Genomic DNA, 24,109 nt, shown 5'->3' with positions numbered 1-24,109 from the left:
GCCCGGTTTTCCGGATTTTCCGGGCGAAAACGTCACTCCCAGCGTGGACGGGGGGCGCTGATGGGCTGGAACAACCCGGACGTGCCGTGGCGGGAGCTGGAGCGCCGGCTGTCGGGCCGCAGCCGCACGGCGTGGCCTGATGGGGGCGACGGGCCGGCGTTCAGCCGCAAGCGCGGGCGGTACGAGCCGCCGGAGCGTCCGGAGCCGCCCAGCGGCCCGGTCGTCCCGTACGCGGAGCTGCACTGCCACACCTCGTACAGCTTCCTCGACGGCGCCAGCAGCCCGGAGTCGCTCGTCGAGGAGGCCGTGCGGCTCGGTCTGACGGCCCTCGCGGTCACCGACCACGACGGCTTCTACGGCTCGGTGCGGTTCGCCGAGGCGGCACAGGAGTACCCGTCGCTGAGCACGGTGCACGGTGCGGAGCTGTCGCTGGGGCTCACCGCGCCGCAGCAGGGCGTCGCCGACCCGGAGGGCAGCCACCTGCTGGTGCTGGCGCGTGGGGTCGAGGGCTACCACCGGCTGGCCGCGGCCATCACCGAGGCACAGCTGCGCGGCGACGAGAAGGGCAAGCCGGAGTACGTGCTCGAGGAGGTGGCCGAGCAGGGACGTGACCATTGGACGGTGCTGACCGGCTGCCGCAAGGGGCTCGTGCGGCAGGCGCTGGCGGCGGGCGGGCGCTCCGACGCCGCCCGCGCGCTCGATCGCCTCGTCGAGCTGTTCGGCCGCGACGCCGTCGTGGTCGAACTGACCGACCACGGCCATCCCGGCGACGGCGTCGTCAACGACGTCCTGGCCGAGCTCGCCGCCGAGCACGGCCTGCCCACGGTGGCCACCAACAACGTCCACTTCGCGCGGCCGGCCGACCGGAAGCTCGCGCAGGCGGTCGCGGCCGTCCGGGCACGGCGCAGCCTCGCCGAGCTGGACGGCTGGCTTCCCGCCTCCGGCAGCGCGTTCCTGCGCTCCGGCGCCGAGATGAGCGAGCGGTTCGCGCGGTACCCGGGCGCGGTGGAGCGGTCCGTGGAGATCGCCTCCGAGATCGCCTTCAACCTCCGGAAGGCGTCGCCACGCCTGCCCAAGCAGCAGGTGCCCCCCGGCCACACACCCATGTCCTGGCTGCGCGAGCTGGTGCGCCGCGGCGCCGACGAGCTCTACGCGAGCAACCGCGAGGAGGCCGAGCGCCGGCTGCAGAAGGAGCTCGCCGTGATCGAGGAGAAGGACTTCCCGGGCTACTTCCTCATCGTCCACGACATCGTCGCGTTCGCCCGCAGCCAGGGGATCCTGTGCCAGGGCCGGGGATCTGCCGCCAACTCCGCGGTCTGCTACGCGCTGAGGATCACTGCCGTCGACTCCATCAAGTACGACCTCCCGTTCGAGCGGTTCCTGTCCGCCACCCGCGACGAGGAGCCCGACATCGACGTCGACTTCGACTCCGACCGCCGCGAGGAGGTCATCCAGTGGGTCTACCGGACGTACGGACGCCACAACGCCGCCCAGGTCGCGAACGTCATCAGCTACCAGCCCAAGTCGGCGGTCCGTGACATGGCGAAGGCGCTCGGCTACTCCGTCGGGCAGCAGGACGCCTGGAGCAAGAGCATCGAGAGCTGGCACACGATCAGTCCTGATGCGGAACGCCCGGTGCCGGCCGCGGTCGTCGACCTCGCCAACGGCCTGCTCAAGGCACCCCGTCACCTCGGCATCCACTCCGGCGGGATGGTGCTCACCGAGCGGCCGGTCGGCGAGGTCGTGCCCATCGAGCGCGGCCGCATGGAGGGCCGCACCGTCGTGCAGTGGGACAAGGACGACTGCGCCTGGATGGGCCTGGTCAAGTTCGACCTGCTCGGACTGGGCATGCTCGGCGCCATCCAGCACACCTTCGACCTCGTCGCCGAGCACCTCGACGAGCCGTGGACGCTGGCCACCATCCCCAAGGAGGAGGCCGGCGTCTACGACATGCTCTGCCGGGCCGACTCCATCGGCGTCTTCCAGGTGGAGAGCCGCGCGCAGATCGGGACGCTGCCGCGGCTCCAGCCCCGGCGGTTCTACGACCTGGTCATCGAGATCGCGCTCATCCGGCCCGGTCCGATCCAGGGCGGCGCCGTGCACCCGTACATCCGCCGGGCCATGGGCCAGGACCCGGTCACGTACCAGCACCCGGCCCTGAAGCCGGTGCTGGAGAAGACGCTCGGCGTCCCGCTGTTCCAGGAGCAGCTGATGCAGATCGCGATGGCGGTCGGCGGGTGCACGGGCGACGAGGCCGACCTCCTGCGCCGCGCGATGGGCTCCAAGCGCGGCGTCGAGCGGATCGAGCGGCTCCGCGAGACGCTCTACGCCGGCATGGCCGACCACGGCATCACCGGCGACCTCGCCGACGACATCTACGACCGCATCCAGGCGTTCGCCAACTTCGGCTTCGCCGAGAGCCACGCCATCAGCTTCGGGCTCATCGTCTACGCCAGCTCCTGGCTGAAGCTGCACTATCCCGGCGCGTTCCTGGCCGCCCTGCTGCGCTCGCAGCCCATGGGCTTCTACTCGCCGCAGTCACTCACCGCCGACGCCCGCCTGCACGGCGTCCGCACGTTGCGCCCCGACATCACCCGCTCCGGCGTCCACGCCGATCTCGAGCCCCTCGACGACGAGGAGCCCGGGGGACTGGACTCGTGCCTCGAGCCGGAGCAGCCGCCGGTGCCGCCGTTCGACCTGGAGACCACGCCCGACCCCACGCTCACGCACCGGCGCGACGCCGCGTTCGGGGTCCGGCTGGGGCTCACCGAGGTGCAGGGCATCGGCGCGGCGGACGCCGAGCGGGTGGTCGCGGCCCGCGCCGAGGCGCCGTTCGCCGACATGGCCGACGTCGTCCGGCGCACCGGGCTGTCGGTGGGGCAGATGGAGGCCCTGGCCACGGCGGGGGCGTTCGACGCGTTCGGCATCAGCCGTCGGCAGGCGCTGTGGAACGCCGGTTACACCGACGCCCCCGACCGGCTGTCCGGCACGGCCGTGCAGGCGCCGCCGCCCACGCTCCCGGGGATGTCCGACATCGAGACGACGCTGGCCGACCTGTGGGCCACGCGGATCTCGCCCGACGAGCACCCGATGGAGCACCTGCGCGAGCTCCTGCGGGAGCAGGGCGTGCTGTCCGTGGCCGACACCGCCACGCACGAGGCGGACCGCCGGGTCCGGGTGGCGGGCCTCGTCACGCACCGCCAGCGCCCGTACACCGCCGGGGGAGTGACGTTCCTGAACCTGGAGGACGAGACCGGCATGCTCAACGTCGTCGTCTTCGACGCGGTGTGGCAGCGCAACCGCCGCGTGGCACGCAACGCGGCCGGCTTGGTGATCCGCGGGCAGCTGGAACGTCAGGACAACGTGGTCAACCTCGTCGCCGAGCGGCTCGACCGGATCGAGACGCTCTACCCGGCGGCCGCCGGGCGCGTCCCCGGCAGCCACCGCTCTCGCGACTTCCGCTAGAAGTAGTCGCGGACGTGGACGGAGCGGCCGCGCAGCAGGTGGTCCCAGCGCGCGTCGTCGGCCGGGTCGCCGCCGCGCAGGTACCCGAGGCGGCGCAGCGTCGATGCCGACTGCGCGCCGGAGAACGTGAGCGCCAGACCGGCCGGGCTCAGCACGCGGTCGCCGGCGCCGACGTCGCTCACCGTGCCGCGGCCGTCCTGGACGGTCAGCACGTGCTGCGACGTCTCGATGCCGAACGACAGCGTGCAGTCGAGGTCGTCGGGGTAGCGCAGGTGCTCGAACGCGCCGACGTCGAGGACGCGCAGCATGTACGGGTTCGAGCTGCGCAGTCCGGTGCGCGAGGACCGGAGCAGGTGGTCGACCGGGTCGAGCCCTGAGGTGCGCAGCACCGTCGTCGGGGCCACCGGCGCGAACGACCCCAGCGTGCTGAGCAACGCGGCCAGGGCGTCGGCGTCGTCGGCGATCAGGTCCCAGATCATCAGCTCGGCCTTCTCGCCGTAGCCCGCGCCGCGATCCCACGCCGCGTACCCCCGAATGCCCTCCCCGCCGGGCGCGTCGACCACGGTGACCCCGGTGACGGTGTCCATCATGTCCTCGGTGAACGCCGGGCCCCAGCGGGTCAGTGGGCCGTTCTGGGCCGAGGCCCAGCGCTCGTAGACGGCCTGGATCGCCGGGAAGTCCGCGCGCCCGGCGCGCCGGACGGGCGTGGTCGCGCCCGGCTGGGTGAGGGCTGCGGTGGGCACCGTGACGAAGTCGAGCGACGTGATCACCTCGTACCCGAGTCGCCGGTAGATGCCGGGGGCCGTCGGGTACAGCGTCGAGATCACCGCGCCGCCCTCGCGCGCCTCCCGGGTCATCTCGGCGAAGAGCGGGGCGAGCAGGCCCCGGCCGCGGTGCTCGGCGGCCACGGTCACCGACGCGATGCCGGCGGTCGGCACCGCGGCGCCCCCGAACCAGGACTCGTACGCGCGGTGGACCGCGACGGCCACGAGCTCGCCGCCGTCCTCGACGCCCCAGAACCGCCGGGCGGGGAGGTCGAGCGAGTCGGGCCACGGGTCGTCGCGCGGACCGCGGCCGAAGGCCTCGCCGGACAGGCGTTGCACGACCTCGAGATCGTCCGGCCCGAGCGGGCGCACCGTCGTCATGCGACCATCCTGCCCGACGCGGACTTAGGGTTGACCTGACTCTAAGGGGCCGGTACAGTCGGGCTCAGGACTTAGAGTCATCTTCACTCTAAGTGGACGAGGAGGCCCCGTGACCACCACCCAGGTCGACCAGCGAGTCTCGCTCGCGGTCTCGACGGTGATCTTCGCGCTCCGCCCCGACCCGTCCACCGGCCGGCAGACGCTGTGGCTGCCGCTGGTACGGCGCATCCGCGAGCCCTACGAGGGCAAGTGGGCGCTGCCCGGCGGACCGTTGGAGGCGCACGAGGACCTCGCGGCGTCGGCCCGGCACACGCTGGAGCGCACCACCGGCCTCGGCGACTCCTACCTGGAGCAGCTGTACTCGTTCGGCGCCGTCGACCGCTCGCCCGACCGGGTGGTCTCGATCGTCTATTGGGCGCTCGTCCGGCCCGACGAGGACGCCCGCGCGATCGACGGCGAGAACGTCGAGTGGTTCGTGGCCGACGACGTGCCCGACCTCGCGTTCGACCACGACGACATCGTCCGGTACGCCCTCGACCGGCTCCGCGCCAAGATCACGTACTCGCCGATCGCCCACGCGTTCCTCGCCGACGAGTTCACGCTCGCCGAGCTGCGCGAGGTGCACGAGGCCGTCCTGCGCAAGTCGCTCGACCCCGCCAACTTCCGTCGCCAGGTGCTGGCCGGCCGCACGATCGAGCCCACCGGCACGTGTCTGACCGGCACCAGCCACCGACCGCCGGCGCTCTACCGAGCCGCCGCCCGCCCAGAGGAGATCGCTCGATGAGCACGTCCGTCCACGAGACCATCACCGCCGCGCCGGCGGCGTCCTGCGACGCGGAGCTCGCCGAGGGCCCATGGGTCTTCGACCTCGTGCCGGGCTACGGTCCGGGCGCGTCCGAGGACGACGTCATCCCCACGCCGGTCGTGCGGCCCGGCCAGCTGCCGGTCGCATACCAACAGATGAGCGACGACGAGCTGCACGCCCGCATCCGCGCCGCCAAGGAGACCCTGGGCGACCGTCTCGTGATCCTCGGCCACTTCTACCAGCGGGACGAGGTCGTCCAGTACGCCGACTTCGTGGGTGACTCGTTCCAGCTCGCCAACGCCGCGCTCACCAAGCCGGACGCCGAGACCATCGTGTTCTGCGGCGTGCACTTCATGGCCGAGACGGCCGACATCCTCGCCCGCCCCGAGCAGCACGTGATCCTGCCGAACCTGGCCGCCGGGTGCTCGATGGCCGACATGGCCGACGAGGACTCCGTCGAGGCGGCGTGGGAGGAGCTGATGGAGCTCTATGCGGACGAGGACCAGAGCGAGCTCGCGTCGGTCATCCCGGTGACGTACATGAACTCCTCGGCGGCGCTGAAGGCGTTCTGCGGACGGCACGGCGGCATCGTCTGCACGTCGTCCAACGCGTCGACAGTGCTGGAGTGGGCGTTCGAGCGCGGCCGCCGCGTCCTGTTCTTCCCGGATCAGCATCTCGGTCGCAACACCGGCAAGGCCATGGGCGTGCCGGAGGAGCTCATGCCGATGGTCAACGCCCGCAAGCCGGGCCTGGGCCAGGACCCACAGACGCTGCTCGACGCCAAGGTCCTGCTGTGGCCGGGCTTCTGCTCGGTGCACAAGCGCTTCACGGTCGCGCAGGTGGAGCAGGCCCGCGCGGACCACCCGGGCGTGAAGGTCATCGTGCACCCGGAGTGCCCGATGCCGGTGGTCGACGCCGCCGACGCGTCCGGCTCCACCGACGCCATCCGGAGGTTCGTCGCGGCCTCGTCGCCGGGCGACGTCATCGCGATCGGCACCGAGGTCAACATGGTCAACCGGCTGGCCGCCGAGTACCCGGATCGCACGATCTTCTGCCTCGACCCGGTCGTCTGCCCGTGCTCCACGATGTACCGCATCCACCCGGGCTATCTGGCCTGGACGCTCGACGGACTCGTCGAGGGCGAGGTGCGCAACGAGATCGTCGTGCCCGACGAGATCGCCACGGACGCGAAGATCGCGCTCGACCGCATGCTGGCCGCGCGGCCGAAGGGGGCATGATGCACGTCCTCGTGGTGGGGAGCGGCGTGGCGGGGATGACTGCCGCGCTGGAGTCCCTGGACGCCGGTCACGACGTCACGCTGGTGACGAAGTCCGGCCTGGCCGAGAGCAACACCCGGTACGCGCAGGGCGGCGTGGCCGTGGTCATGACGTCCGAGGACTCGGTGGCGTCGCACGTGCAGGACACGCTGGTCGCCGGCGCGGGCCTGAGCGACGAGGACACCGTCGAGGTGCTCGTCTCCGAGGGCCCTGACGCCGTGCGCGAGCTGATCGACCGCGGCGTGGCCTTCGACCAGCACGACGGGGTCCTGGCGCACGGGCTGGAGGCCGCGCACTCGCACGCGCGGATCCTGCACGCGGGCGGGGACGCCACCGGTGCCGGCATCGCGTACGCGCTGATCGACCGGCTGCGCGAGAGTGCGGCCACCGTGCTGGAGAACACCACGGTCGTCGACCTGGTGGTCGAGCCCGTCGAAGCAAACCTTTCGACGCGCTCAAGGGTCGTGGGCGTGCGTCTGCTCGACGGCACCGAGCTGACGGCCGACGCGATCGTGCTGGCCACCGGCGGTGCCGGCCAGCTGTTCCCGTACACGACGAACCCCGAGGTGGCCACGGCCGACGGCCTCGCCATGGCGCTGCGGGCCGGCGTCGTCGCGGCCGACCTGGAGTTCTACCAGTTCCATCCCACGTCGCTCGCGGCTCCGGGCAACTTCCTGATCTCGGAGGCCGTCCGCGGCGAGGGCGCGGTGCTCATCGACATCGACGGCCGGCGGTTCATGACCGACGTCCACCCGGACGCCGAGCTGGCGCCGCGCGACGTCGTCGCCCGCGGCATCGCCGCACAGATGGCTCGTCAGCACGGAGCCCCGGTCCGGCTCGACGCCACGGCGCTGGGGAGCGAGTTCCTGGCCAAGCGGTTCCCCAACATCGACGCGGCCTGCCGCGCCCAGGGCTTCGACTGGGGCACGACGCCGATCCCGGTCACCCCGGCCGCGCACTACTACATGGGCGGCATCCGCACCGACGCGTGGGGCCGCACCTCGTTGCCGGGGCTGTTCGCCGTCGGCGAGGCCGCCTGCAACGGGCTGCACGGAGCCAACCGGCTCGCGTCGAACTCGCTCCTCGAAGGAGCGGTCTACGGCACCCGCGTGGTCGAGGTGCTCGACCAGCCGTGGGAGGCGTTCCCGTCCGACGCGGACTGGTCCGCACCGGAGTCCGTCGACCTCGGCGACGCCACGGACGACGGCCGGTCGTTCACCCGCGACGAGCTCCAGCAGCTGATGTGGGACGCGGCGGGGCTCTCACGCGACGGCGAGACGCTCGCCAAGGCGGCGGCTGTTCTTGCCGCGTGGAGCACCCCCGACGTCACCGACGCCAAGTCCGCGGAGGACGCCAACCTGCTCGTCGTCGCGCGGGCCGTGGTGGCCAGCGCCCTCGCCCGTCGCGAGTCGCGCGGTGGTCATTTCCGGACCGACTTCCCGGAGACGGATCCGGCGCAGGCACGCCACTCGGGAGTAGTCGCACGATGATCGGACTGGACCGCCGGGAGATCCAGCGCGTCGTCGACCTCGCGCTGGCCGAGGACGCCCCGTTCGGCGACCTCACGTCGCAGACGCTGGTGCCGGCCGACGCGGTGGCGCGGGCCGAGCTCGTCGCGCGCGAGCACGGGGTGTTCTCCGGTGCCGAGGTCCTCGTGGTCGCGATGACCGCCCTGGACGACGAGGTGCTGGTCAAGCCGCTCGTCGCCGACGGCGAGGCGTTCCCGAGCACCAGCGTGCTGGCCACGGTCGAGGGTCCGGCGCGGTCCGTGCTGCAGGCCGAGCGCGTCGCGCTGAACCTCGTCCAGCGGATGAGCGGCATCGCCACCCTGACGGCGCGGTACGTCTCGGCCGTCTCCGACACCTCCGCGCGCATCGTCGACACCCGCAAGACGACGCCCGGCCTGCGCTCCCTCGAGCGCTACGCCGTGCGGTGCGGCGGCGGACACAACCACCGGTACTCGTTGTCCGACGCCGTGATGGCCAAGGACAACCACCTCGCCGTCGTCGAGGACGTCACCGAGGCACTCCGACGCGCTGCGGACCAGCTGCCGCACACCACGCACATCGAGGTGGAGGTCGACCGGCTCGACCAGATCGTGCCCGTCCTCGAGTCAGGGGTCGTCGGCACGATCATGCTCGACAACTTCGACGTCCCCGACCTCGTGAAGGGCGTCGAGCTCGTCGCCGGCCGCGCGATCGTCGAGGCCAGCGGGGGCATCACCCTCGAGACCGTCGGCGAGGTCGCGCGCACCGGCGTCGACGTCATCAGTGTCGGCGCGCTCACGCACAGCGTGCGGTCGCTCGACCTCGGACTCGACGTCTCCCTCACATGATCTATCTCGACGAGGCCGCCACGACGCCGCTGAAGCGCGACGTCCTCGCCGCCATGGGCCCGTACCTCGGCCCGGCGTTCGGCAACCCGTCGAGCCATCACGAGGTGGGGGAGGCGGCACGACACGCCCTCGAGCAGGCCCGCGCCGACGTCGCCGCCGTGCTGGGCTGCCGGTCGTCGGAGGTCACGTTCACGTCCGGGGGCACGGAGTCGGACAACGCGGCGGTCAAGGGCATCGCCCTCGCACAGCCGCGCGGGCGGCACGTGGTCGTCAGCGCGATCGAGCACCCGGCCGTGCTGGAGTCCGCCGAGTTCCTCAGCCGCACCGGCTTCGAGGTCACGGTGCTGGGCGTGGACCACGACGGCCTCGTGTCGGCCGACGACCTCGCCGGCGTCCTGCGCGACGACACCACGCTGGTCAGCGTCCAGCTCGCCAACAACGAGGTCGGCACGATCCAGCCTGTCGCCGACCTCGCCGCCCTGGCAGCGGAGCGCGGCGTGCCGTTCCACACCGATGCCGTCCAGGCCGCCGGCTGGCTCGACCTCGACGTCGGACGCCTCGGCGTCCAGGCCATGAGCATCTCCGGGCACAAGCTGGGCGCACCGAAGGGTGTCGGCGTCCTCCACGTCGACCGGCGAACGCCGTTCGAGCCGCTGATCCACGGCGGGGGACAGGAGTCCGGCCGCCGCTCGGGCACCGAGAACGTCGCCGGCGCCGTGGGCATGGCCGCGGCCCTGTCACTGGCGTCCGGGCCGTCCGACGACGTCGCGAAGCGCCGGGACGCGTTCATCGAGCGCGTCCTCGCCGACGTCCCCAGCGCCCAGCTCACCGGCCACCCGACCCGTCGGCTGCCGGGCAGTGCGTCGTTCGTCTTCCCTGGCCGCAGTGGCGAGTCGATCCTGCTCGACCTCGAGCGTCGCGGGATCGTCTGCTCGAGCGGCTCGGCGTGCGCCGCCGGCAGCGACGAGCCCTCGCACGTCCTCACCGCCATGGGCTACGACCGCGAGGTGGCCCAGACGGCGGTGCGCTTCACGTTCGGGCGCTCCACCTCGGAGGAGGATCTCGAGCAGGCCGCGCAGGCCCTCGCCGACGTGGTCGGTTGAGCTTTGACTCGTTGGTATACCATTTCTGGGTGAAGTCCACCGAGTACCAGCCGCTGCGCGGTGACGTCTCCGCGCGCATCCGTGAGCGGATCGTCGACGGCACATATCCCGCGGGTTCCCGGCTCGTCGAGCGGACCATCGCCGCCGAGCTGGGCGTCTCGCGCGTGCCGGTGCGGGAGGCGCTGCACACGCTCGTGCGCGACGGGTTCGCCGTCGAGCGCGACACCGGCGGCACCGCCGTCCGCACCTACGAGCCGCACGAGATCGACGAGCTCTTCGAGGTCCGCGCCGCACTGGAGGGCGTGATCGTCGACCACCTGACCCAGGCGACCGACGAGCTGACGCCGCTGCGCGACAACCTGGAGGACGTCAAACGGCACCTCGACGCCGGCGACGTCGACGCCGCCGTGGCCGCCAACGCCGAGTTCCACGCGATCATGGCGCGCATCGGCCACGGTCCGATGGTGCGCGGGCTGCTCGTCGACCTCGACGCCCGCATGCGGTGGCTCTTGAGCCAGCACTCCGACCCGGCCGCCATCCATGCCGAGCACCGCGAGCTCGTCGAGGCGATGGAGTCCGGCGACGCCAGGCGGGTGCACGCGGTCAACCGTCGGCACCTCGCGACCAGCCGGCAGGCCTTCGACGCGGAGCAGCCCGGATGAGGGCCGTCGTCGCCGCGACGGCGGCCACGCTGGTGCTTGCCGGGTGCGGCGGGTCCGCGGAGGAGGAGCCGAGGCCTCGGCCGTCGGCATCACCGTCGCCGGCGGCGTCGGACGAACCGTTCGCGAACCTCTCGCAGGACGAGCTGGACCGCCGGCTGATCGCGGCGTCCTGGAAGAACGACGTGCGCACGGCGCGCCGGCTCGTCGCGGCCGGGGCCGACGTGAACGCCAAGGACGAGACGCGGCAGAGCGCGTACCTGATCTCCACCAGCGAGGGGTATCTCGGCCTGCTCGAGCTGACCCTCGACCACGGCGCCGACGTCGACAGCCTGGACAAGTGGAACGGCACGGGCCTCATTCGTGCCGCGGAGCGCGGCCACCACGACGTCGTGGGGCGGCTGCTGCAGACCGACATCGACGTCGACCACGTCAACAACCTCGGCTGGGTCGCGCTGCACGAGGCGATCGTGCTGGGCGACGGCAGCAGCCGGTACGTCGACACCGTGCGTGCGCTCGTGGCCGGCGGTGCCGACGTCAGGGTCGCGCCGAAGCGGGACGGCATCAGCCCGCGGAACCATGCTCGGCGGCTCGGCTTCGGCCGCATCGCCACCACCCTCGACCGTGCCCTGGAGGCGGACCGGATGACCAAGAGCCAGGCGAACGCCGCCCTGCTGCGCGCCGCGGGCAGCGGGGACGCCGACGCCGCGGCCGTCGCGATCCGGCAGGGGGCCGACCTGGAGACCCGCGACGGCCGGAAGCGGACGCCACTGCTGCTCGCGGCCGCGGCGGACCACCGCGCCGCGGCGCGACTGCTCGTCGACCTCGGCGCCGACCCGGACGCGCTCGACGACCGTCACGACACCCCGTGGCTGGTCACCGGCGTGAACGGCAGCGTGCCGATGGCGCGGATCGTCGCTGCCGCGAAGCCGGACTACGCGATCCTCAACCGGTTCGGTGGCACGTCGGCGATCCCGGCGAGCGAGCGCGGCCACGACGAGTACGTCGCCTGGGTCGTCGAGCACACCTCGATCGACCTCGACCACGTCAACGACCTCGGCTGGACGGCCCTGCTGGAGGCGGTGGTCCTCGGCGAGGGCACCGCGCGCTGGCAGCGCATCGTGACGACGCTGCTGGAGGCCGGCGTGGACCCGTCGATCGCCGACAAGGACGGCGTGACGGCGCTCGAGCACGCGAAGCGGCGGAGTCACCGGGAGATCGTGAGGCTGCTCAGCCGGGCGTGAGTACGCTGGTTGAGCGATGAACGACTCGGGCACCACCGTCTACCTCGACCACGCGGCCACGACGCCGATGTGGCCCGAGGCGATCGCCGTGATGACCGAGGAGCTCGGCCGCATCGGCAACGCCTCCAGCCTGCACACCTCCGGACGCGCCGCGCGGCGCACCGTCGAGGAGTCGCGCGAGGTCATCGCCGAGTGCCTGGGTGCCCGGCCGAGCGAGGTCGTGTTCTGCTCCGGCGGCACGGAGGCCAACAACCTGGCCATCAAGGGCCTGTTCTGGTCGCGTCGCGCCGCCGACCCGGCACGCGACCGCATCGTGTTCAGCGCGATCGAGCACCACGCGCTGCTCGACCCGGTCACCTGGCTCGCCACCCACGAGGGCGCGCGCATCGACACCACGCCGGTCTGCCGGGAGGGCCGCATCGTCATCGACGCGCTGCGCGAGGCGGTCGACCGCGACCCCGCGTCCGTCGCCGCCGTCACGACCATGTGGGCCAACAACGAGCTCGGCACGATCCAGCCGATCGACGAGGTCGTCGCCATCGCGCAGGCCCACGGCATCCCGGTGCACAGCGACGCCGTGCAGGCCGCGGGCTACGTCCCGCTCGACTTCGCCGCGTCCGGCCTCGACGCCATGACCGTCACCGCGCACAAGCTCGGCGGGCCCGTCGGCATCGGCGCCCTCGTCATCAAGCGCGAGATCGAGCCCACGCCGCTCATGCACGGTGGCGGCCAGGAGCGCGACCTCCGCTCCGGCACCATCGGCGTCCCGCTCATCGCCGCGTTCGCCACGGCGTTGCAGATCACCGTCCGGCGGCAGGCCCAGGACGTCGAGCGGATCGAGCGGCTCCGCCAGCGCCTGGTCGACGGCGTGCGTCGCGTCGTCCCGGACGCGATCGTCAACGGCGACCCCGAGCCCGGTCCGGACCACCGCCTGCCGAACATCGCGCACATCACCTTCCCCGGCTGCGAGGGTGACGCGATGCTGATGCTCCTCGACGCGCAGGGCATCGAGTGCTCCACCGGCTCCGCGTGCGCCGCCGGCGTGCCCCAGCCCAGCCACGTGCTGCTGGCCATGGGCTACGACGACGTGGCGGCGCGCGGGTCGCTCCGGTTCAGCCTGGGCCACTCGTCCACCGAGGCCGACGTGGACGCCCTGATCGCCGCGCTGCCCGGCGTGCACGCCCGCGCTCGGGCGGCCTCGCTCGTCCGGGACGCCTCATGAGTCGCTTGATCGCGGCGATGTCCGGCGGGGTCGACTCCGCCGTGGCCGCGGCGCGTGCCGTCGACGCCGGCCACGACGTCACCGGCGTCCACCTGGCCCTGAGCCGCAACCCCCGCTCGTACCGGTCCGGGGCCCGCGGCTGCTGCTCGATCGAGGACGCCGGCGACGCCCGGCGCGCCGCCGACGTGCTCGGCATCCCGTTCTACGTCTGGGACATGAGCGACGAGTTCGCCGACGCCGTCGTGGACGACTTCGTCGCCGAGTACGAGGCCGGCCGCACGCCGAACCCGTGCCTGCGCTGCAACGAGAAGATCAAGTTCGCCGCGGTGCTCGACCGGGCACTCGCGCTCGGGTTCGACGGCGTCGTCACCGGGCACTACGCCCAGCTGCGCGAGGGTGCGTCCGGCGAGGTCGAGATGCATCGAGCGATCGACGCAGGCAAGGACCAGTCGTACGTGCTCGGCGTGCTCACCCAGGAGCAGCTGGCGCACTCGCACTTCCCGCTCGGTGACACCGACAAGCCGGCCGTGCGCGCCGAGGCGGAGCGCCGCGGCCTGACCGTCGCGCACAAGCCGGACAGCCACGACATCTGCTTCGTCGCCGACGGTGACAACGCCGGCTGGCTGCGCGACAAGCTCGGCCCGCGTCCGGGCACCGTCGTCGACGAGGACGGCGAGGTGCTGCGGGAGCACGACGGCGCGTACGCGTTCACCATCGGCCAGCGTCGCGGCCTGCGGCTCGGCGTCCCGGCCGACGACGGCAAGCCCCGCTTCGTCCTCGACATCGAGCCGGTGAGCGGAACGGTGACCGTCGGCCCGCGCGAGCAGCTCCGCGTCGACGCGCTGGAGTGCATCCGCCCGCTGTGGGCCGGAGCCGCACCGGACGGCCGCCTGGAGGGCACGGTCCAGCTCCGTGCCCACGGCGACGAGCACGTGGCGGTGGTTGAGCTTGTCGAAGCCACCGGAACGGTCCAGGTCGAGCTGCGCGACCCGGCGTTCGGCATCGCCCCCGGCCAGGCCTGCGTGATCTACGACGGCACCCGGGTCGTCGGCTCCGCCACCATCGCCCGCACCCGCCGGCTGACGACCGCGTGACCGGCGCCGGCGTCGGGTCGATGCCCGGCGAGGACTACGCCGAGTCGTTGCGCGTGGTCGTCGGGGAGACCGGTGGCCTGGTCGCGATCCCCGAGCTGCCGGCGCGGGGAGCGCACGCCGCCATGGTCGGCCGGTCCCTCGGCCTGCTGGACTCGCTCGGCGCCGACCTGCAGCCCGCGGGGTGGCGGCTCGTCGATCATGAGGGCCGCGACCAGCGCCGCGCCCGGTCGCTGCTCGCGCAGGACCTCGACGTCGTCGAGGAGCAGCTGCAGGAGCACGACGGCGTCGTGAAGCAGCAGGTCGCCGGACCCTGGACGCTCGCCGCGCTGGTCGAGCGCCCGCGCGGCGACAAGGTCCTCGGCGACCACGGCGCCCGCCGCGAGCTCGCGGAGTCCCTGGCCGAAGGTCTTCGCGCGCACGTCGCTGACCTGCACCGACGCGTGCCCCACGCCGAGCTGGTCGTCCAGGTCGACGAGCCGATGCTCCCGTCGGTGCTCGCCGCCGCCGTCCCCACCGCGAGCGGGTTCGGGCGGCACCGCAGCGTCGACGCCCCCGAGGCCGACGCCTTGCTGCGGCTCCTCACCACCGCGATCACCGATGGCGGCGCCCGGCCCGTCACCCACTGCTGCGCCCCCGACGTCCCGGTCGCGCTGCTCGCCGGCGCAGGCTTCACGGCGCTCTCGTTCGACCTCACCCTCGCCGCCCCGGCCGACGTCTGGGCCGAGGCGCTGGAGGCCGGGGTCGACCTGTGGCCTGGAGCGGTGCCGTCCGTCGACGGTCAGGCGTCGGAGCGCGACGTGCGTCAGCGCGTCGAGGCGTTCTTCGCACGGCTCGGCTTCGACGCCGAGGGCCTGGCCGACCGCCTCGTCGTCACTCCGTCCTGCGGGCTGGCCGGCGCCTCGCCGGCCTGGGCCCGGACCGCGCTCACGCTCGCCGAGCGCGCCTCCGCCGCGTGATCCCGTAGCGGAAGCAGCCGACCCCGACCACGATCACGACGGCCGCGACCAGCGTCTTCCACGCATCGCCGTACGTGACAGCGCCGATCGCCACCCCGACGGCGATCAGGACCACCCCGACGGCCTCGGCCCAGAAGTCACGCACGGACATCTCCCTTCGTCGACTCGCACCAACGTCGTAGCACGCCGATAAGGTCGACGCATGGCGGGAGAGGACGAGATCCGGCAGCGGCACAAGGAGCTGGCGGAGGAGATCGACGAGCACCGGCAGCGCTACCACCGCGACGACGCGCCCACGATCTCCGACGGTGAGTACGACGCGCTCATGCGCGAGCTGCAGGACCTGGAGGAGCAGCTCCCCGAGCTGCGCACGCCCGACTCGCCCTCCCAGCAGGTCGGTGGCGCCCTCTCGTCCACGTTCGAGCCGTACGAGCACCGCGAGCGGATGATGAGCCTGGACAACGCGTTCAGCACCGAGGAGCTCGAGTCCTGGCACGCCCGCCTCGTCCGCGACGGCGCCGAGAAGGCCGACTTCCTGTGCGAGCTGAAGGTCGACGGTCTCGCCATCTCCCTCACCTACGAGGACGGCCGGCTCACGCGCGGGGTCACGCGCGGCGACGGACGCGTCGGCGAGGACGTCACCAACAACGTCCGCACCATCGACGCGATCCCCGAGCGCCTCAAGGCCTCGAAGAAGTACCCGGTCCCCGCGTACGTCGAGATCCGCGGCGAGGTGTTCTTCCCCACCGAGGCGTTCGAGGAGTTCAACACGGCCTGGGCGGAGTCCGGCAAGACGCCGTTCTCCAACCCGCGCAACGCCGCCGCCGGGTCGCTGCGCATGAAGGACGCGTCGGTCACTGCGAGCCGGCCGTTGTCGATGGTCTGTCACGGCATCGGCTACCGCGAGGGCTTCAGCCCGACCCGGCAGTCGGAGGCGTACGACGCGCTCAAGGCCTGGGGCCTGCCCACCAGCGACCGCGCCAAGGTCGTGCCCGACCTCAAGGCCGTCGAGGAGTTCATCGAGTACTACGGCGAGCACCGGCACGACGTCATCCACGAGATCGACGGCGTCGTCGTCAAGGTCGACGAGGTCGATCTCCAACGTCGTCTGGGCTCCACGTCCCGGGCCCCACGCTGGGCCATCGCCTGGAAGTACCCGCCGGAGGAGGTCAACACCCGGCTGCTCGACATCCGGGTCAACGTCGGCCGCACCGGTCGCGTCACGCCGTACGGCGTCATGGAGCCCATCCGCGTCGCCGGGTCCACGGTCGAGATGGCCACGCTGCACAACCAGCACGAGGTCAAGCGCAAGGGCGTCCTGATCGGCGACATGGTCGTGCTGCGCAAGGCCGGCGACGTCATCCCGGAGATCGTCGGGCCGGTGGTCGCCCTGCGCGACGGCAGCGAGCGCGAGTTCGTCATGCCCACCGAGTGCCCGTCGTGCGGCACCACGCTCGCCCCGTCCCGCGAGGGCGACGCGGACATCCGCTGCCCCAACACCCGTTCGTGCCCGTCGCAGCTGCGCGAGCGGCTCACCCACGTCGGCGGGCGCGGCGCGTTCGACATCGAGGTCTTCGGCTGGGAGGGCGCCACGGCGCTGCTCGACGCGGGCGTGCTCACCGACGAGGGCGGACTGTTCGCGCTCACCGAGGAGCAGCTGCTCACCGTCCCGCTCTACACGCGCGCCGCGAAGAAGGCCGAGAAGGAGGCAGCGGCGGGGGCGCCGGGCCGTGGGCGGCAGATCAGCGCAGCGGGCGACCGGGTGCTCAGCACCAACGGCCGGGCGCTGCTCGACAACCTCCAGAAGGCCAAGGCGCAGCCATTGTGGCGCGTGCTCGTCGGCCTCTCGATCCGGCACGTCGGCCCCACCGCGGCCCGAGCCCTGGCCACGCACTTCGCCTCCATGGAGCTGATCCGCAACGCCACGGTCGAGCAGCTGGCCGACGTCGACGGCGTCGGGCCCACCATCGCCGAGGCCGTCGTCGAGTGGTTCACCGTCGACTGGCACCGCGACATCGTCGACGCCTGGGCGGCCGCGGGCGTCCGGATGGAGGACGAGCGCGACGAGTCCACGCCACGGACGCTCGAGGGGCTGACTCTCGTCGTCACCGGCTCGCTGCAGGACTTCACCCGCGACTCGGTCAAGGAGGCGATCATCACCCGTGGCGGCAAGGCGTCCGGGTCGGTGTCGAAGAAGACCGACTACGTCGTCGTCGGCGACTCGCCCGGCTCGAAGGCCGACAAGGCCGAGCAGCTCGGCGTGCCGATCCTCGACGAGGCCGGCTTCGTGGACCTCCTGGAGAACGGGCCGTAAGGTCGGGACCAGTCGGAGGGGGACCGAACATGTCCGAGCTGATCATCGACTTCATCACGTCGCTCGACGGGTACGGAGCCGCCGAGGGCTGGCCCGGCTGGTGGGGACTGGAAGGCCCGGAGTACTTCGCGTGGCTCGAGGAGCAGCCCGAGCGCACGCTGGTGATGGGCGCGACGACCTATCGGGTGATGTCCGGGTTCGCCGCGGACGGCGAGCCCGGCACGGACGTCCTCGCCGACATGCAGAAGATCGCCTTCTCGAACAGCCTGAAAGAGCCGCTGACCTGGCCGAACACCCGACTGGTCCGCGGCGACGCCGTCGAGGCGATGCGCGCGCTGAAGGCCGAGGGCTCCGAGTCCTACTCCACGATCGGCAGCGTGGCGCTGTCCCGGTCGTTCCTGAGCGCCGGCCTCGCCGACCGGTTCCGCGTCGTGATCTTCCCGGTGATCACCGGCGCCACCGGGAGCGAGCGGATCTATGACGGCTATCCCGATGTCGCGCTCGAGATGGTGGACCACCGCACGTTCGACGGCGGCACCCAGATGGTCGAGTACGTGCCGACCGTGCTCACAGGGCCGCCCGGGCGATGATCACCTCGGCGAGCTGCTTCGGCTCCTGGTCCGGGATCCAGTGGCTCGCGCCGTCCATCTCGACGAGCTCGTACGGCCCGGTGACGAAGTCGCGGGTCAGCTCGGCCTGCTTGCGGCCGAGCGCGACGTCGTTCGTGCTCCACAGCAGCGTCGTCGGCACGGAGACGCGGCGGAAGTAGTCGCCTCGCAGGGAGATCGGCAGGGACCGGTACCAGCCCAGTCCGCCGCGCAGCGCGCCGTCCTCGACGATCTCCGTGAAGTAGGTGTCGAGCATCTCGCGGGACATCCCCGCGTTGCGGAGCAGCCGCTCGCCGAGACCACCACGACGGCTGAGCAGCCACTCGGTGACGAACGGGAGCTGGAACAGCGCCATGTAGTACGACTTCAGACCCTGGGTGCTGCGCAGCATCGAGCGCATGAAGGCGGCGGGGTGTCCGACGGACACGGCCGTCAGCGAGCGGACCACCTCCGGGTAGCGCGCGGCGAGTCCCCACCCGACCATGGCCCCCCAGTCGTGGGCGACGACGTGCACGGGCTGCCCGACCTGGTCGATCAGCGCCTTCGCGTCGTCGATGACTTCGCCGACGCGGTAGGAGAACCGGCTCCTCGGCCGGGCCCGGGGCGAGTACCCGCGCTGGTCCGGTGCGTAGGTCCGGGCACCGGCCTGGTGCAGCAACGGCGCCACGGCGTCCCAGCAGGTGGCGCGCTGCGGGAAGCCGTGCAGCAGCACGACGGGCGTCCCGTCCTCGGGCCCGGCGTCGATGACGTCGAACGTGTGCGGTCCACGGCTGTACTCGGTCAGTCGGGTCATGCCAGCACTCTGGCAGAAGATCCCTAGGGCTTCAGGGTGTGATCCAGCACATCGACCATGACCCGCGCGGTCTCCCTCGCGTGCTCGGGCTGCTCGTAGAACTCCTTGTGACGGCGGGACTGCTCGACCGACCGCGCCGGCTCGGGGGAGGAGCACACCTCGTCGCCCATGACACAGAACGTGATCGTCCGGTCGCGCAGAGCGGGGGAGACCGGCTCGCCGCGGCCGACGTAGCCCGGGTACTCGGGGCGGCCGGTGCCGTAGGACTCGTCCGTGATCCGGTCGTCCGGGTTGCGGAGCGGGTCGCCGATCATCGCGGCGACGGCGACCGGTCCGGCCTCGGTGAGGTCGGCAACGGCGCGGTGCACCACCTCGGCGCCGGCGCTGAAGCCGATCAGCACGAGCCGTGAGCGCGGGCAGGCGTCGGCCAGCTCGTCGATCCGGTCCACCAGCCGGCGCGCGCCGTCGACCTCGTGGCGCTCGTACTCGGCGTCGGACTCGGTGATCGAGGCGTCGTACCGGAGGCCCTCGAGCCGGACCGAGGTCCCGTCGGGCAGTGCGTCGACGAGCGCCGTGGTGGTCGCGATGATCTCGCCGCCGACGTTCTTCGCGGTCTGCGCCTGACCGCGGGCGCCGATCACCACGAGGTCGGCACAGCGCTCGGAGGTGAGGTGGGCGGCCTTCTGCTCCGGCGAGGAGGTCGCGCGGTCGCACCCCGCGAGCAGTCCCGCGGTGAGCAGGAGGGCCGCGAGGGACCGGAGGGAGGAGGGCACCGGCCCATCATCCCTGGTTACTAGACTTGTGCGGTCCGCCGTCCACCTGGCAAGGAACCTGCATGACTGAACCCGTATCGGGTATCACGCGCGCCGACGTCGCCCACCTGGCCGACCTCGCGCGCATCTCCCTGAGCGACGACGAGCTCGACCACCTGGCCACCGAGCTCCCGGCGATCCTCGAGCACGTCGCCGTCGTGCAGCAGGCCGCCGGTGACGACGTCACGCCCATGAGTCACCCCATCCCGGTGAGCAACGTGTTCCGTGCCGACGAGGTCGTGCCGAGCCTGGCTCCCGAGGAGGCGCTCGCGGGAGCCCCGGAGCGCGAGGAGCAGCGGTTCCTCGTCCCGAAGATCCTGGGGGAGGAGTCATGACCGACGTGCTGCGCAGCACCGCCGCCGAGCTGGCCGACCGTCTGGCCGCCGGCGAGATCTCCTCCGTCGAGGTCACCCAGGCGCACCTCGACCGGATCGGTGCGACGGACGACGCCATCCACGCGTTCCTGCACGTCGACGCGGACGGGGCCCTGGCCACCGCCCGCGAGGCCGACACCCGGCGTGCGGCCGGCGACGAGGTGCACCCGCTCGCCGGCGTCCCCGTCGCGGTCAAGGACGTCATCACCACCAAGGGCCTGCCCACCACGGCCGGCTCCCGCATCCTCGAGGGCTGGGTCCCGCCGTACGACGCCACCGTCACCAAGAGGCTGAAGGCGGCCGGCCTGCCGATCCTCGGCAAGACCAACATGGACGAGTTCGCCATGGGCTCGTCCACCGAGCACTCCGGCTACGGCCCCACCCGCAACCCGTGGGACACCGCGCGCATCCCCGGCGGCTCCGGCGGCGGCTCGGCGGCGGCGGTCGCCGCGTTCCAGGCGCCGCTGGCCGTCGGCACCGACACCGGCGGCTCCATCCGTCAGCCCGCCGCCATGACCGGCTCCGTCGGCGTGAAGCCCACGTACGGCGGCGTCTCCCGCTACGGCCTCATCGCCCTGGCCAGCAGTCTCGACCAGGCCGGCCCGGTCACCCGCTCCGTGCTCGACGCGGCCCTCCTGCACGAGGTCATCGCCGGTCACGACCCGTGCGACTCCACCAGCATCGAGGGCCCGGTCCCCGCGGTGGTCGACGCGGCGCGTCGCGCCGACGTGCAGGGACTGCGCATCGGCGTGGTCCGTGAGCTCGGCGGCGAAGGTTTCCAGGCCGACGTCAGCGCCCGGTTCACCGAGGCGCTCGCCCTGCTCGAGGGCGCCGGTGCCGAGGTCGTCGAGGTCTCCTGCCCGAGCTTCGAGCACGCCCTCGCGGCGTACTACCTGATCCTGCCGAGCGAGGCGAGCAGCAACCTCGCCCGCTTCGACGCGATGCGCTATGGCATCCGGGTCCGGCCCGACGGCGTCGACGACCCGAGCGCCGAGCAGGTCATGGCCGCCACCCGCGACGCCGGCTTCGGCGACGAGGTCAAGCGCCGCATCATCCTGGGCACGTACGCGCTGTCCAGCGGCTACTACGACGCGTACTACGGCTCCGCGCAGAAGGTGCGGACGCTGATCGCGCGCGACTTCGAGACCGCGTTCCAGCAGGTCGACGTCCTGGTGTCGCCCACGTCGCCCACCACGGCGTTCCCGTTGGGCGACAAGCTCGACGACCCGCTCGCGATGTACCTGCAGGACGTCGCCACCATCCCGGCCAACCTCGCCGGTGTGCCGGGACTCTCGCTGCCGTCGGGCCTGGCCTCGGACGGGCTGCCCACCGGCATCCAGTTCCTGGCCCCCGCGATGGCTGACGAGCGGCTCTACAACGTCGGTGCCGCGCTGGAGCGGCTGCTGCACGAGCAGTGGGGTGGCCCCATCCTCGACCGCGCACCCGAGCTGGAGGTGGCCCGATGAGCACACTGGTCGACGTCGACGAGGCCTTGACTCGCTACCAGCCCGTGATGGGCCTGGAGGTGCACGTCGAGCTGAACACCGTCTCCAAGATGTTCTGCGGCTGCGCCACCACGTTCGGTGCCGAGCCCAACACGCAGGTCTGCCCGGTGTGCCTCGGCCTTCCCGGCGCCCTGCCGGTCGTCAACGGCAAGGCCGTCGAGTCCGCGATCCGCATCGGCCTGGCGCTGAACTGCCAGATCGCCGCGTGGTGCCGCTTCGCGCGGAAGAACTACTTCTACCCGGACATGCCGAAGAACTTCCAGACGTCGCAGTACGACGAGCCCATCGCGTACGACGGCTGGACCGAGGTCACTCTGTCCGACGAGGGGCAAGACGGCGAGACGTACCGCATCGAGATCGAGCGCGCGCACATGGAGGAGGACACCGGCAAGTCGCTGCACGTCGGCGGCGCCACCGGCCGCATCCACGGCGCCGACCACTCGCTGGTCGACTTCAACCGCGCCGGCATCCCGCTCATCGAGATCGTCACCAAGACCATCGAGGTACCGGGGGAGAAGGCCGCGTCCGTCGCCCGCGCCTACGTCGCTCACCTGCGCGACCTGATCGGTGGTCTCGGCGTCTCCGACGTCCGCATGGACCAGGGCTCGCTGCGCTGCGACGTGAACCTGTCCCTCAAGCCGCTGGGCAGCCACGAGCTCGGCACCCGCTCGGAGACCAAGAACGTCAACTCGTTCCGGTCGGTCGAGCGCGCCGTGCGCTACGAGATCAGCCGGCACGCCGGCATCCTCGACGCCGGCAAGAAGGTCGTGCAGGAGACCCGGCACTTCCACGAGAGCGACGGCACCACGTCGCCTGGTCGGGAGAAGTCCGACGCCGAGGACTACCGCTACTTCCCGGAGCCGGACCTCGCGCCTGTCGCGCCGCCGCGCGACTGGGTGGAGGAGCTGCGGGGCACGCTGCCCGAGCAGCCGTCCGCCCGCCGCAAGCGGCTCCAGCAGGAGTGGGAGTTCAGCGACCTCGACATGCGCGACACCGTCGGCGCCGGCGCGCTCGAGCTCGTCGCCGCCACGATCGATGCCGGCGCGTCGCCGCAGGTGGCCCGCAAGTGGTGGCTCGGCGAGCTCGCCCGGCGCGCCAACGAGCAGGGCGTCGACCTCGACGCGCTCGCCATCTCGCCCGAGCAGGTCGCCGGCATCCAGGCTCTGATCGACGCCGGCCGGATCAACGACAAGCTGGCCCGCGACGTCTTCGAGGGTGTCCTCGCCGGCGAGGGCACGCCGGAGGAGGTCGTCTCCGCCCGCGGACTGGAGGTCGTGTCCGACGAGGGCGCGCTCGGCGAGGCCGTCGACCGCGCGATCGAGGCCAACCCCGACGTCGCCCAGAAGATCCGCGACGGCAAGGTGCAGGCGGCCGGCGCGCTCATCGGCGCCGTCATGAAGGACATGCGCGGCCAGGCCGACGCCGCCCGCGTCCGCGAGCTGATCCTGGAGAAGCTGGCCTGATCGTCAGCCGTGGTGCGTCGCGCACCAGTCGGCGCGCGTCTGCTTCATCACCGGCCCGGCGATGAAGATGCGCCGGATGACGCGTGCCTGCGCCGTCGCGTAGTTCTCGATCGTCTTCGCGGCGCGGGCGCGCTGGGCCGGCGTCCTGGCGAGCACCAGCTTCTCGGCGTTGCGCCAGACCATCTCGCGCCAGCCGCGCATGATCGCTCCGGCGGCGGTCTCGTCGACCGGACCGACGTCGATGTCGTCGAAGTGCGGGTCGAACCGGGCGGCCACCTCGGCGAAGAACCCTTCGTAGATGCCGTCGAGCCGGCGGTTGTACGCGTTGTGGTCCCGCTTGTGCGAGACGCCGTCCTGGCCGGTCAGGCCGGCGTCGGCCAGGGCGAAGGAGAAGTCGCGGTTGATGTGCGCGTTCATGTTCAGCAGGAAGTCGCCGAGGGCCGTCATGGACTGGTCGTCCGACGCCTTCAGCGCGATCCGCCACGCCTCGGGCACGGTGGCCTGGCGGGCCGGGTCGCCGGAGTTCCAGGCGTCCATGGTGTCGAAGTAGTACTCGGCGAAGTCGGCGTCGAGCTGGCGCAGCCACACCCGGTCGGTGAAGACGCCGGTGGCGATCGCGTCCTTCACGTTCTCGGTCACCCGCAGGTACGCCAGCGAGAAGATCGCGTCGTGGTCGCACTGGGCGGCGAAGACGTCCAGCCGCTGCTGCATCTCGTCGATGGTGTCGTCGATGCACGTCGGCGAGCCGTCGACGCAGACGTCGCCCGAGTACGGCGTGTAGGGCGCCGGCCGCGGTGGCAGCAGCCCGATGACCGGGTCCTCCAGCGGAGCCAGGATGTTGTCGGCCGCGGCGGGTGCCAGCCCGGCCAGGGTCAGCGCGGTAGTGACGGACAGGACGGCGACGAGACGACGCATGGAACGTGTAACGAGACCGT

At 72.2% G+C, this 24,109-nt stretch carries 21 protein-coding genes; 16 read left to right on the top strand and 5 right to left on the bottom strand.

Annotation, left to right across the window (positions count from 1 at the left end; translation table 11 throughout):
- The first annotated feature begins 60 nt into the window (after nucleotides 1-60).
- Complete coding sequence (locus tag FHP06_RS07205; RefSeq protein WP_147685306.1) at nucleotides 61-3,465, top strand: error-prone DNA polymerase; 3,405 nt, start codon at nucleotides 61-63, stop codon at nucleotides 3,463-3,465.
- Here the strand turns inward: FHP06_RS07205 and FHP06_RS07200 are convergent.
- Nucleotides 3,462-4,610: a GNAT family N-acetyltransferase gene (locus tag FHP06_RS07200; RefSeq protein WP_147685305.1), complete on the bottom strand. Its 1,149-nt coding sequence runs from the start codon at nucleotides 4,608-4,610 to the stop codon at nucleotides 3,462-3,464. The genes FHP06_RS07205 and FHP06_RS07200 overlap by 4 nt on opposite strands.
- A 109-nt stretch (nucleotides 4,611-4,719) precedes the next feature.
- On the opposite strand from FHP06_RS07200, the gene FHP06_RS07195 reads away from it, so the two are divergent.
- The 10 genes from FHP06_RS07195 to FHP06_RS07150 are packed head-to-tail and all read left to right on the top strand — an operon-like array spanning nucleotide 4,720 to nucleotide 15,305.
- Nucleotides 4,720-5,394, top strand: a complete 675-nt coding sequence (locus tag FHP06_RS07195; RefSeq protein WP_147685303.1) for an NUDIX hydrolase — start codon at nucleotides 4,720-4,722, stop codon at nucleotides 5,392-5,394.
- Entirely contained in the window at nucleotides 5,391-6,653 is a 1,263-nt protein-coding gene (nadA, locus tag FHP06_RS07190) for a quinolinate synthase NadA (protein WP_147685301.1), read from the top strand. The genes FHP06_RS07195 and nadA overlap by 4 nt, the downstream gene beginning before the upstream one ends.
- Nucleotides 6,650-8,182 carry an L-aspartate oxidase gene (gene nadB, locus FHP06_RS07185; RefSeq protein WP_147685299.1) on the top strand — a complete coding sequence of 511 codons (1,533 nt, stop codon included), beginning with the start codon at nucleotides 6,650-6,652 and terminating at the stop codon, nucleotides 8,180-8,182. The genes nadA and nadB overlap by 4 nt, the downstream gene beginning before the upstream one ends.
- Complete coding sequence (gene nadC, locus FHP06_RS07180) at nucleotides 8,179-9,027, top strand: carboxylating nicotinate-nucleotide diphosphorylase (RefSeq protein ID WP_147685297.1); 849 nt, start codon at nucleotides 8,179-8,181, stop codon at nucleotides 9,025-9,027. Before nadB ends, nadC begins: the two co-directional genes overlap by 4 nt.
- Nucleotides 9,024-10,130, top strand: coding sequence for a cysteine desulfurase family protein (locus tag FHP06_RS07175; RefSeq protein ID WP_147685295.1), 1,107 nt, complete (start codon nucleotides 9,024-9,026; stop codon nucleotides 10,128-10,130). The genes nadC and FHP06_RS07175 overlap by 4 nt, the downstream gene beginning before the upstream one ends.
- Nucleotides 10,131-10,159: 29 nt before the next feature.
- Nucleotides 10,160-10,792: a GntR family transcriptional regulator gene (locus tag FHP06_RS07170; RefSeq protein WP_187271830.1), complete on the top strand. Its 633-nt coding sequence runs from the start codon at nucleotides 10,160-10,162 to the stop codon at nucleotides 10,790-10,792.
- Nucleotides 10,789-12,033, top strand: a complete 1,245-nt coding sequence (locus tag FHP06_RS07165; protein ID WP_147685292.1) for an ankyrin repeat domain-containing protein — start codon at nucleotides 10,789-10,791, stop codon at nucleotides 12,031-12,033. Before FHP06_RS07170 ends, FHP06_RS07165 begins: the two co-directional genes overlap by 4 nt.
- 16 nt (nucleotides 12,034-12,049) lie before the next feature.
- Complete coding sequence (locus FHP06_RS07160) at nucleotides 12,050-13,255, top strand: cysteine desulfurase family protein (RefSeq protein WP_147685290.1); 1,206 nt, start codon at nucleotides 12,050-12,052, stop codon at nucleotides 13,253-13,255.
- Nucleotides 13,252-14,349, top strand: coding sequence for a tRNA 2-thiouridine(34) synthase MnmA (gene mnmA / locus FHP06_RS07155; RefSeq protein WP_147685288.1), 1,098 nt, complete (start codon nucleotides 13,252-13,254; stop codon nucleotides 14,347-14,349). The genes FHP06_RS07160 and mnmA overlap by 4 nt, the downstream gene beginning before the upstream one ends.
- Entirely contained in the window at nucleotides 14,346-15,305 is a 960-nt protein-coding gene (locus tag FHP06_RS07150; RefSeq protein ID WP_230973436.1) for a uroporphyrinogen decarboxylase/cobalamine-independent methonine synthase family protein, read from the top strand. Before mnmA ends, FHP06_RS07150 begins: the two co-directional genes overlap by 4 nt.
- Here FHP06_RS07150 and FHP06_RS15955 read toward each other — a convergent pair.
- Nucleotides 15,274-15,450 (bottom strand): hypothetical protein, encoded by a 177-nt coding sequence (locus FHP06_RS15955; protein ID WP_187271829.1) that lies wholly within the window; start codon nucleotides 15,448-15,450, stop codon nucleotides 15,274-15,276. The genes FHP06_RS07150 and FHP06_RS15955 overlap by 32 nt on opposite strands.
- 57 nt (nucleotides 15,451-15,507) lie before the next feature.
- Between FHP06_RS15955 and ligA the strand changes: the two genes are divergently transcribed.
- Nucleotides 15,508-17,619 carry an NAD-dependent DNA ligase LigA gene (gene ligA, locus FHP06_RS07145; RefSeq protein ID WP_147685286.1) on the top strand — a complete coding sequence of 704 codons (2,112 nt, stop codon included), beginning with the start codon at nucleotides 15,508-15,510 and terminating at the stop codon, nucleotides 17,617-17,619.
- 29 nt (nucleotides 17,620-17,648) lie between these two features.
- Complete coding sequence (locus FHP06_RS07140) at nucleotides 17,649-18,209, top strand: dihydrofolate reductase family protein (protein WP_147685284.1); 561 nt, start codon at nucleotides 17,649-17,651, stop codon at nucleotides 18,207-18,209.
- On the opposite strand, the gene FHP06_RS07135 is transcribed toward FHP06_RS07140, so the two are convergent.
- Nucleotides 18,187-19,020, bottom strand: coding sequence for an alpha/beta fold hydrolase (locus tag FHP06_RS07135; RefSeq protein ID WP_147685282.1), 834 nt, complete (start codon nucleotides 19,018-19,020; stop codon nucleotides 18,187-18,189). The two genes, FHP06_RS07140 and FHP06_RS07135, sit on opposite strands and share 23 nt — an antisense overlap.
- A gap of 23 nt (nucleotides 19,021-19,043) precedes the next feature.
- Nucleotides 19,044-19,793: a cutinase family protein gene (locus FHP06_RS07130; RefSeq protein WP_187271828.1), complete on the bottom strand. Its 750-nt coding sequence runs from the start codon at nucleotides 19,791-19,793 to the stop codon at nucleotides 19,044-19,046.
- A gap of 62 nt (nucleotides 19,794-19,855) precedes the next feature.
- Between FHP06_RS07130 and gatC the strand changes: the two genes are divergently transcribed.
- Genes gatC through gatB form a run of 3 tightly spaced genes read left to right on the top strand, consistent with a single transcriptional unit; the run spans nucleotide 19,856 to nucleotide 23,174 of the window.
- Entirely contained in the window at nucleotides 19,856-20,167 is a 312-nt protein-coding gene (gatC, locus tag FHP06_RS07125) for an Asp-tRNA(Asn)/Glu-tRNA(Gln) amidotransferase subunit GatC (protein ID WP_147685278.1), read from the top strand.
- Entirely contained in the window at nucleotides 20,164-21,672 is a 1,509-nt protein-coding gene (gatA, locus tag FHP06_RS07120; protein ID WP_147685276.1) for an Asp-tRNA(Asn)/Glu-tRNA(Gln) amidotransferase subunit GatA, read from the top strand. Before gatC ends, gatA begins: the two co-directional genes overlap by 4 nt.
- A complete protein-coding gene (gatB, locus tag FHP06_RS07115) occupies nucleotides 21,669-23,174 on the top strand; it encodes an Asp-tRNA(Asn)/Glu-tRNA(Gln) amidotransferase subunit GatB (RefSeq protein WP_147685275.1) in 1,506 nt (501 codons plus the stop codon). The genes gatA and gatB overlap by 4 nt, the downstream gene beginning before the upstream one ends.
- 3 nt (nucleotides 23,175-23,177) lie before the next feature.
- On the opposite strand, the gene FHP06_RS07110 is transcribed toward gatB, so the two are convergent.
- Complete coding sequence (locus tag FHP06_RS07110) at nucleotides 23,178-24,089, bottom strand: DUF5995 family protein (RefSeq protein ID WP_147685273.1); 912 nt, start codon at nucleotides 24,087-24,089, stop codon at nucleotides 23,178-23,180.
- Nucleotides 24,090-24,109: the final 20 nt, after the last annotated feature.

The sequence above is a fragment of the Aeromicrobium terrae genome (assembly GCF_008039565.1).
Classification (GTDB): domain Bacteria; phylum Actinomycetota; class Actinomycetes; order Propionibacteriales; family Nocardioidaceae; genus Aeromicrobium; species Aeromicrobium terrae.
The sequence above is the reverse complement of the archived record's forward strand: the minus strand, read 5'-3'. Positions and strand labels throughout refer to the sequence as shown.

Excerpts from the sequence above, each read along its gene's own strand:
- FHP06_RS07135 (WP_147685282.1), bottom strand. The coding sequence starts at position 19,020 with ATGACCCGACTGACCGAGTACAGCCGTGGACCGCACACGTTCGACGTC.
- FHP06_RS07200 (WP_147685305.1), bottom strand. The coding sequence starts at position 4,610 with ATGACGACGGTGCGCCCGCTCGGGCCGGACGATCTCGAGGTCGTGCAA.
- gatB (WP_147685275.1), top strand. The coding sequence starts at position 21,669 with ATGAGCACACTGGTCGACGTCGACGAGGCCTTGACTCGCTACCAGCCC.
- gatC (WP_147685278.1), top strand. The coding sequence starts at position 19,856 with ATGACTGAACCCGTATCGGGTATCACGCGCGCCGACGTCGCCCACCTG.
- FHP06_RS07110 (WP_147685273.1), bottom strand. The coding sequence starts at position 24,089 with ATGCGTCGTCTCGTCGCCGTCCTGTCCGTCACTACCGCGCTGACCCTG.
- FHP06_RS07160 (WP_147685290.1), top strand. The coding sequence starts at position 12,050 with ATGAACGACTCGGGCACCACCGTCTACCTCGACCACGCGGCCACGACG.
- FHP06_RS07205 (WP_147685306.1), top strand. The coding sequence starts at position 61 with ATGGGCTGGAACAACCCGGACGTGCCGTGGCGGGAGCTGGAGCGCCGG.
- nadB (WP_147685299.1), top strand. The coding sequence starts at position 6,650 with ATGATGCACGTCCTCGTGGTGGGGAGCGGCGTGGCGGGGATGACTGCC.
- nadC (WP_147685297.1), top strand. The coding sequence starts at position 8,179 with ATGATCGGACTGGACCGCCGGGAGATCCAGCGCGTCGTCGACCTCGCG.
- mnmA (WP_147685288.1), top strand. The coding sequence starts at position 13,252 with ATGAGTCGCTTGATCGCGGCGATGTCCGGCGGGGTCGACTCCGCCGTG.
- FHP06_RS07140 (WP_147685284.1), top strand. The coding sequence starts at position 17,649 with ATGTCCGAGCTGATCATCGACTTCATCACGTCGCTCGACGGGTACGGA.
- ligA (WP_147685286.1), top strand. The coding sequence starts at position 15,508 with ATGGCGGGAGAGGACGAGATCCGGCAGCGGCACAAGGAGCTGGCGGAG.
- nadA (WP_147685301.1), top strand. The coding sequence starts at position 5,391 with ATGAGCACGTCCGTCCACGAGACCATCACCGCCGCGCCGGCGGCGTCC.
- FHP06_RS07175 (WP_147685295.1), top strand. The coding sequence starts at position 9,024 with ATGATCTATCTCGACGAGGCCGCCACGACGCCGCTGAAGCGCGACGTC.
- gatA (WP_147685276.1), top strand. The coding sequence starts at position 20,164 with ATGACCGACGTGCTGCGCAGCACCGCCGCCGAGCTGGCCGACCGTCTG.
- FHP06_RS07165 (WP_147685292.1), top strand. The coding sequence starts at position 10,789 with ATGAGGGCCGTCGTCGCCGCGACGGCGGCCACGCTGGTGCTTGCCGGG.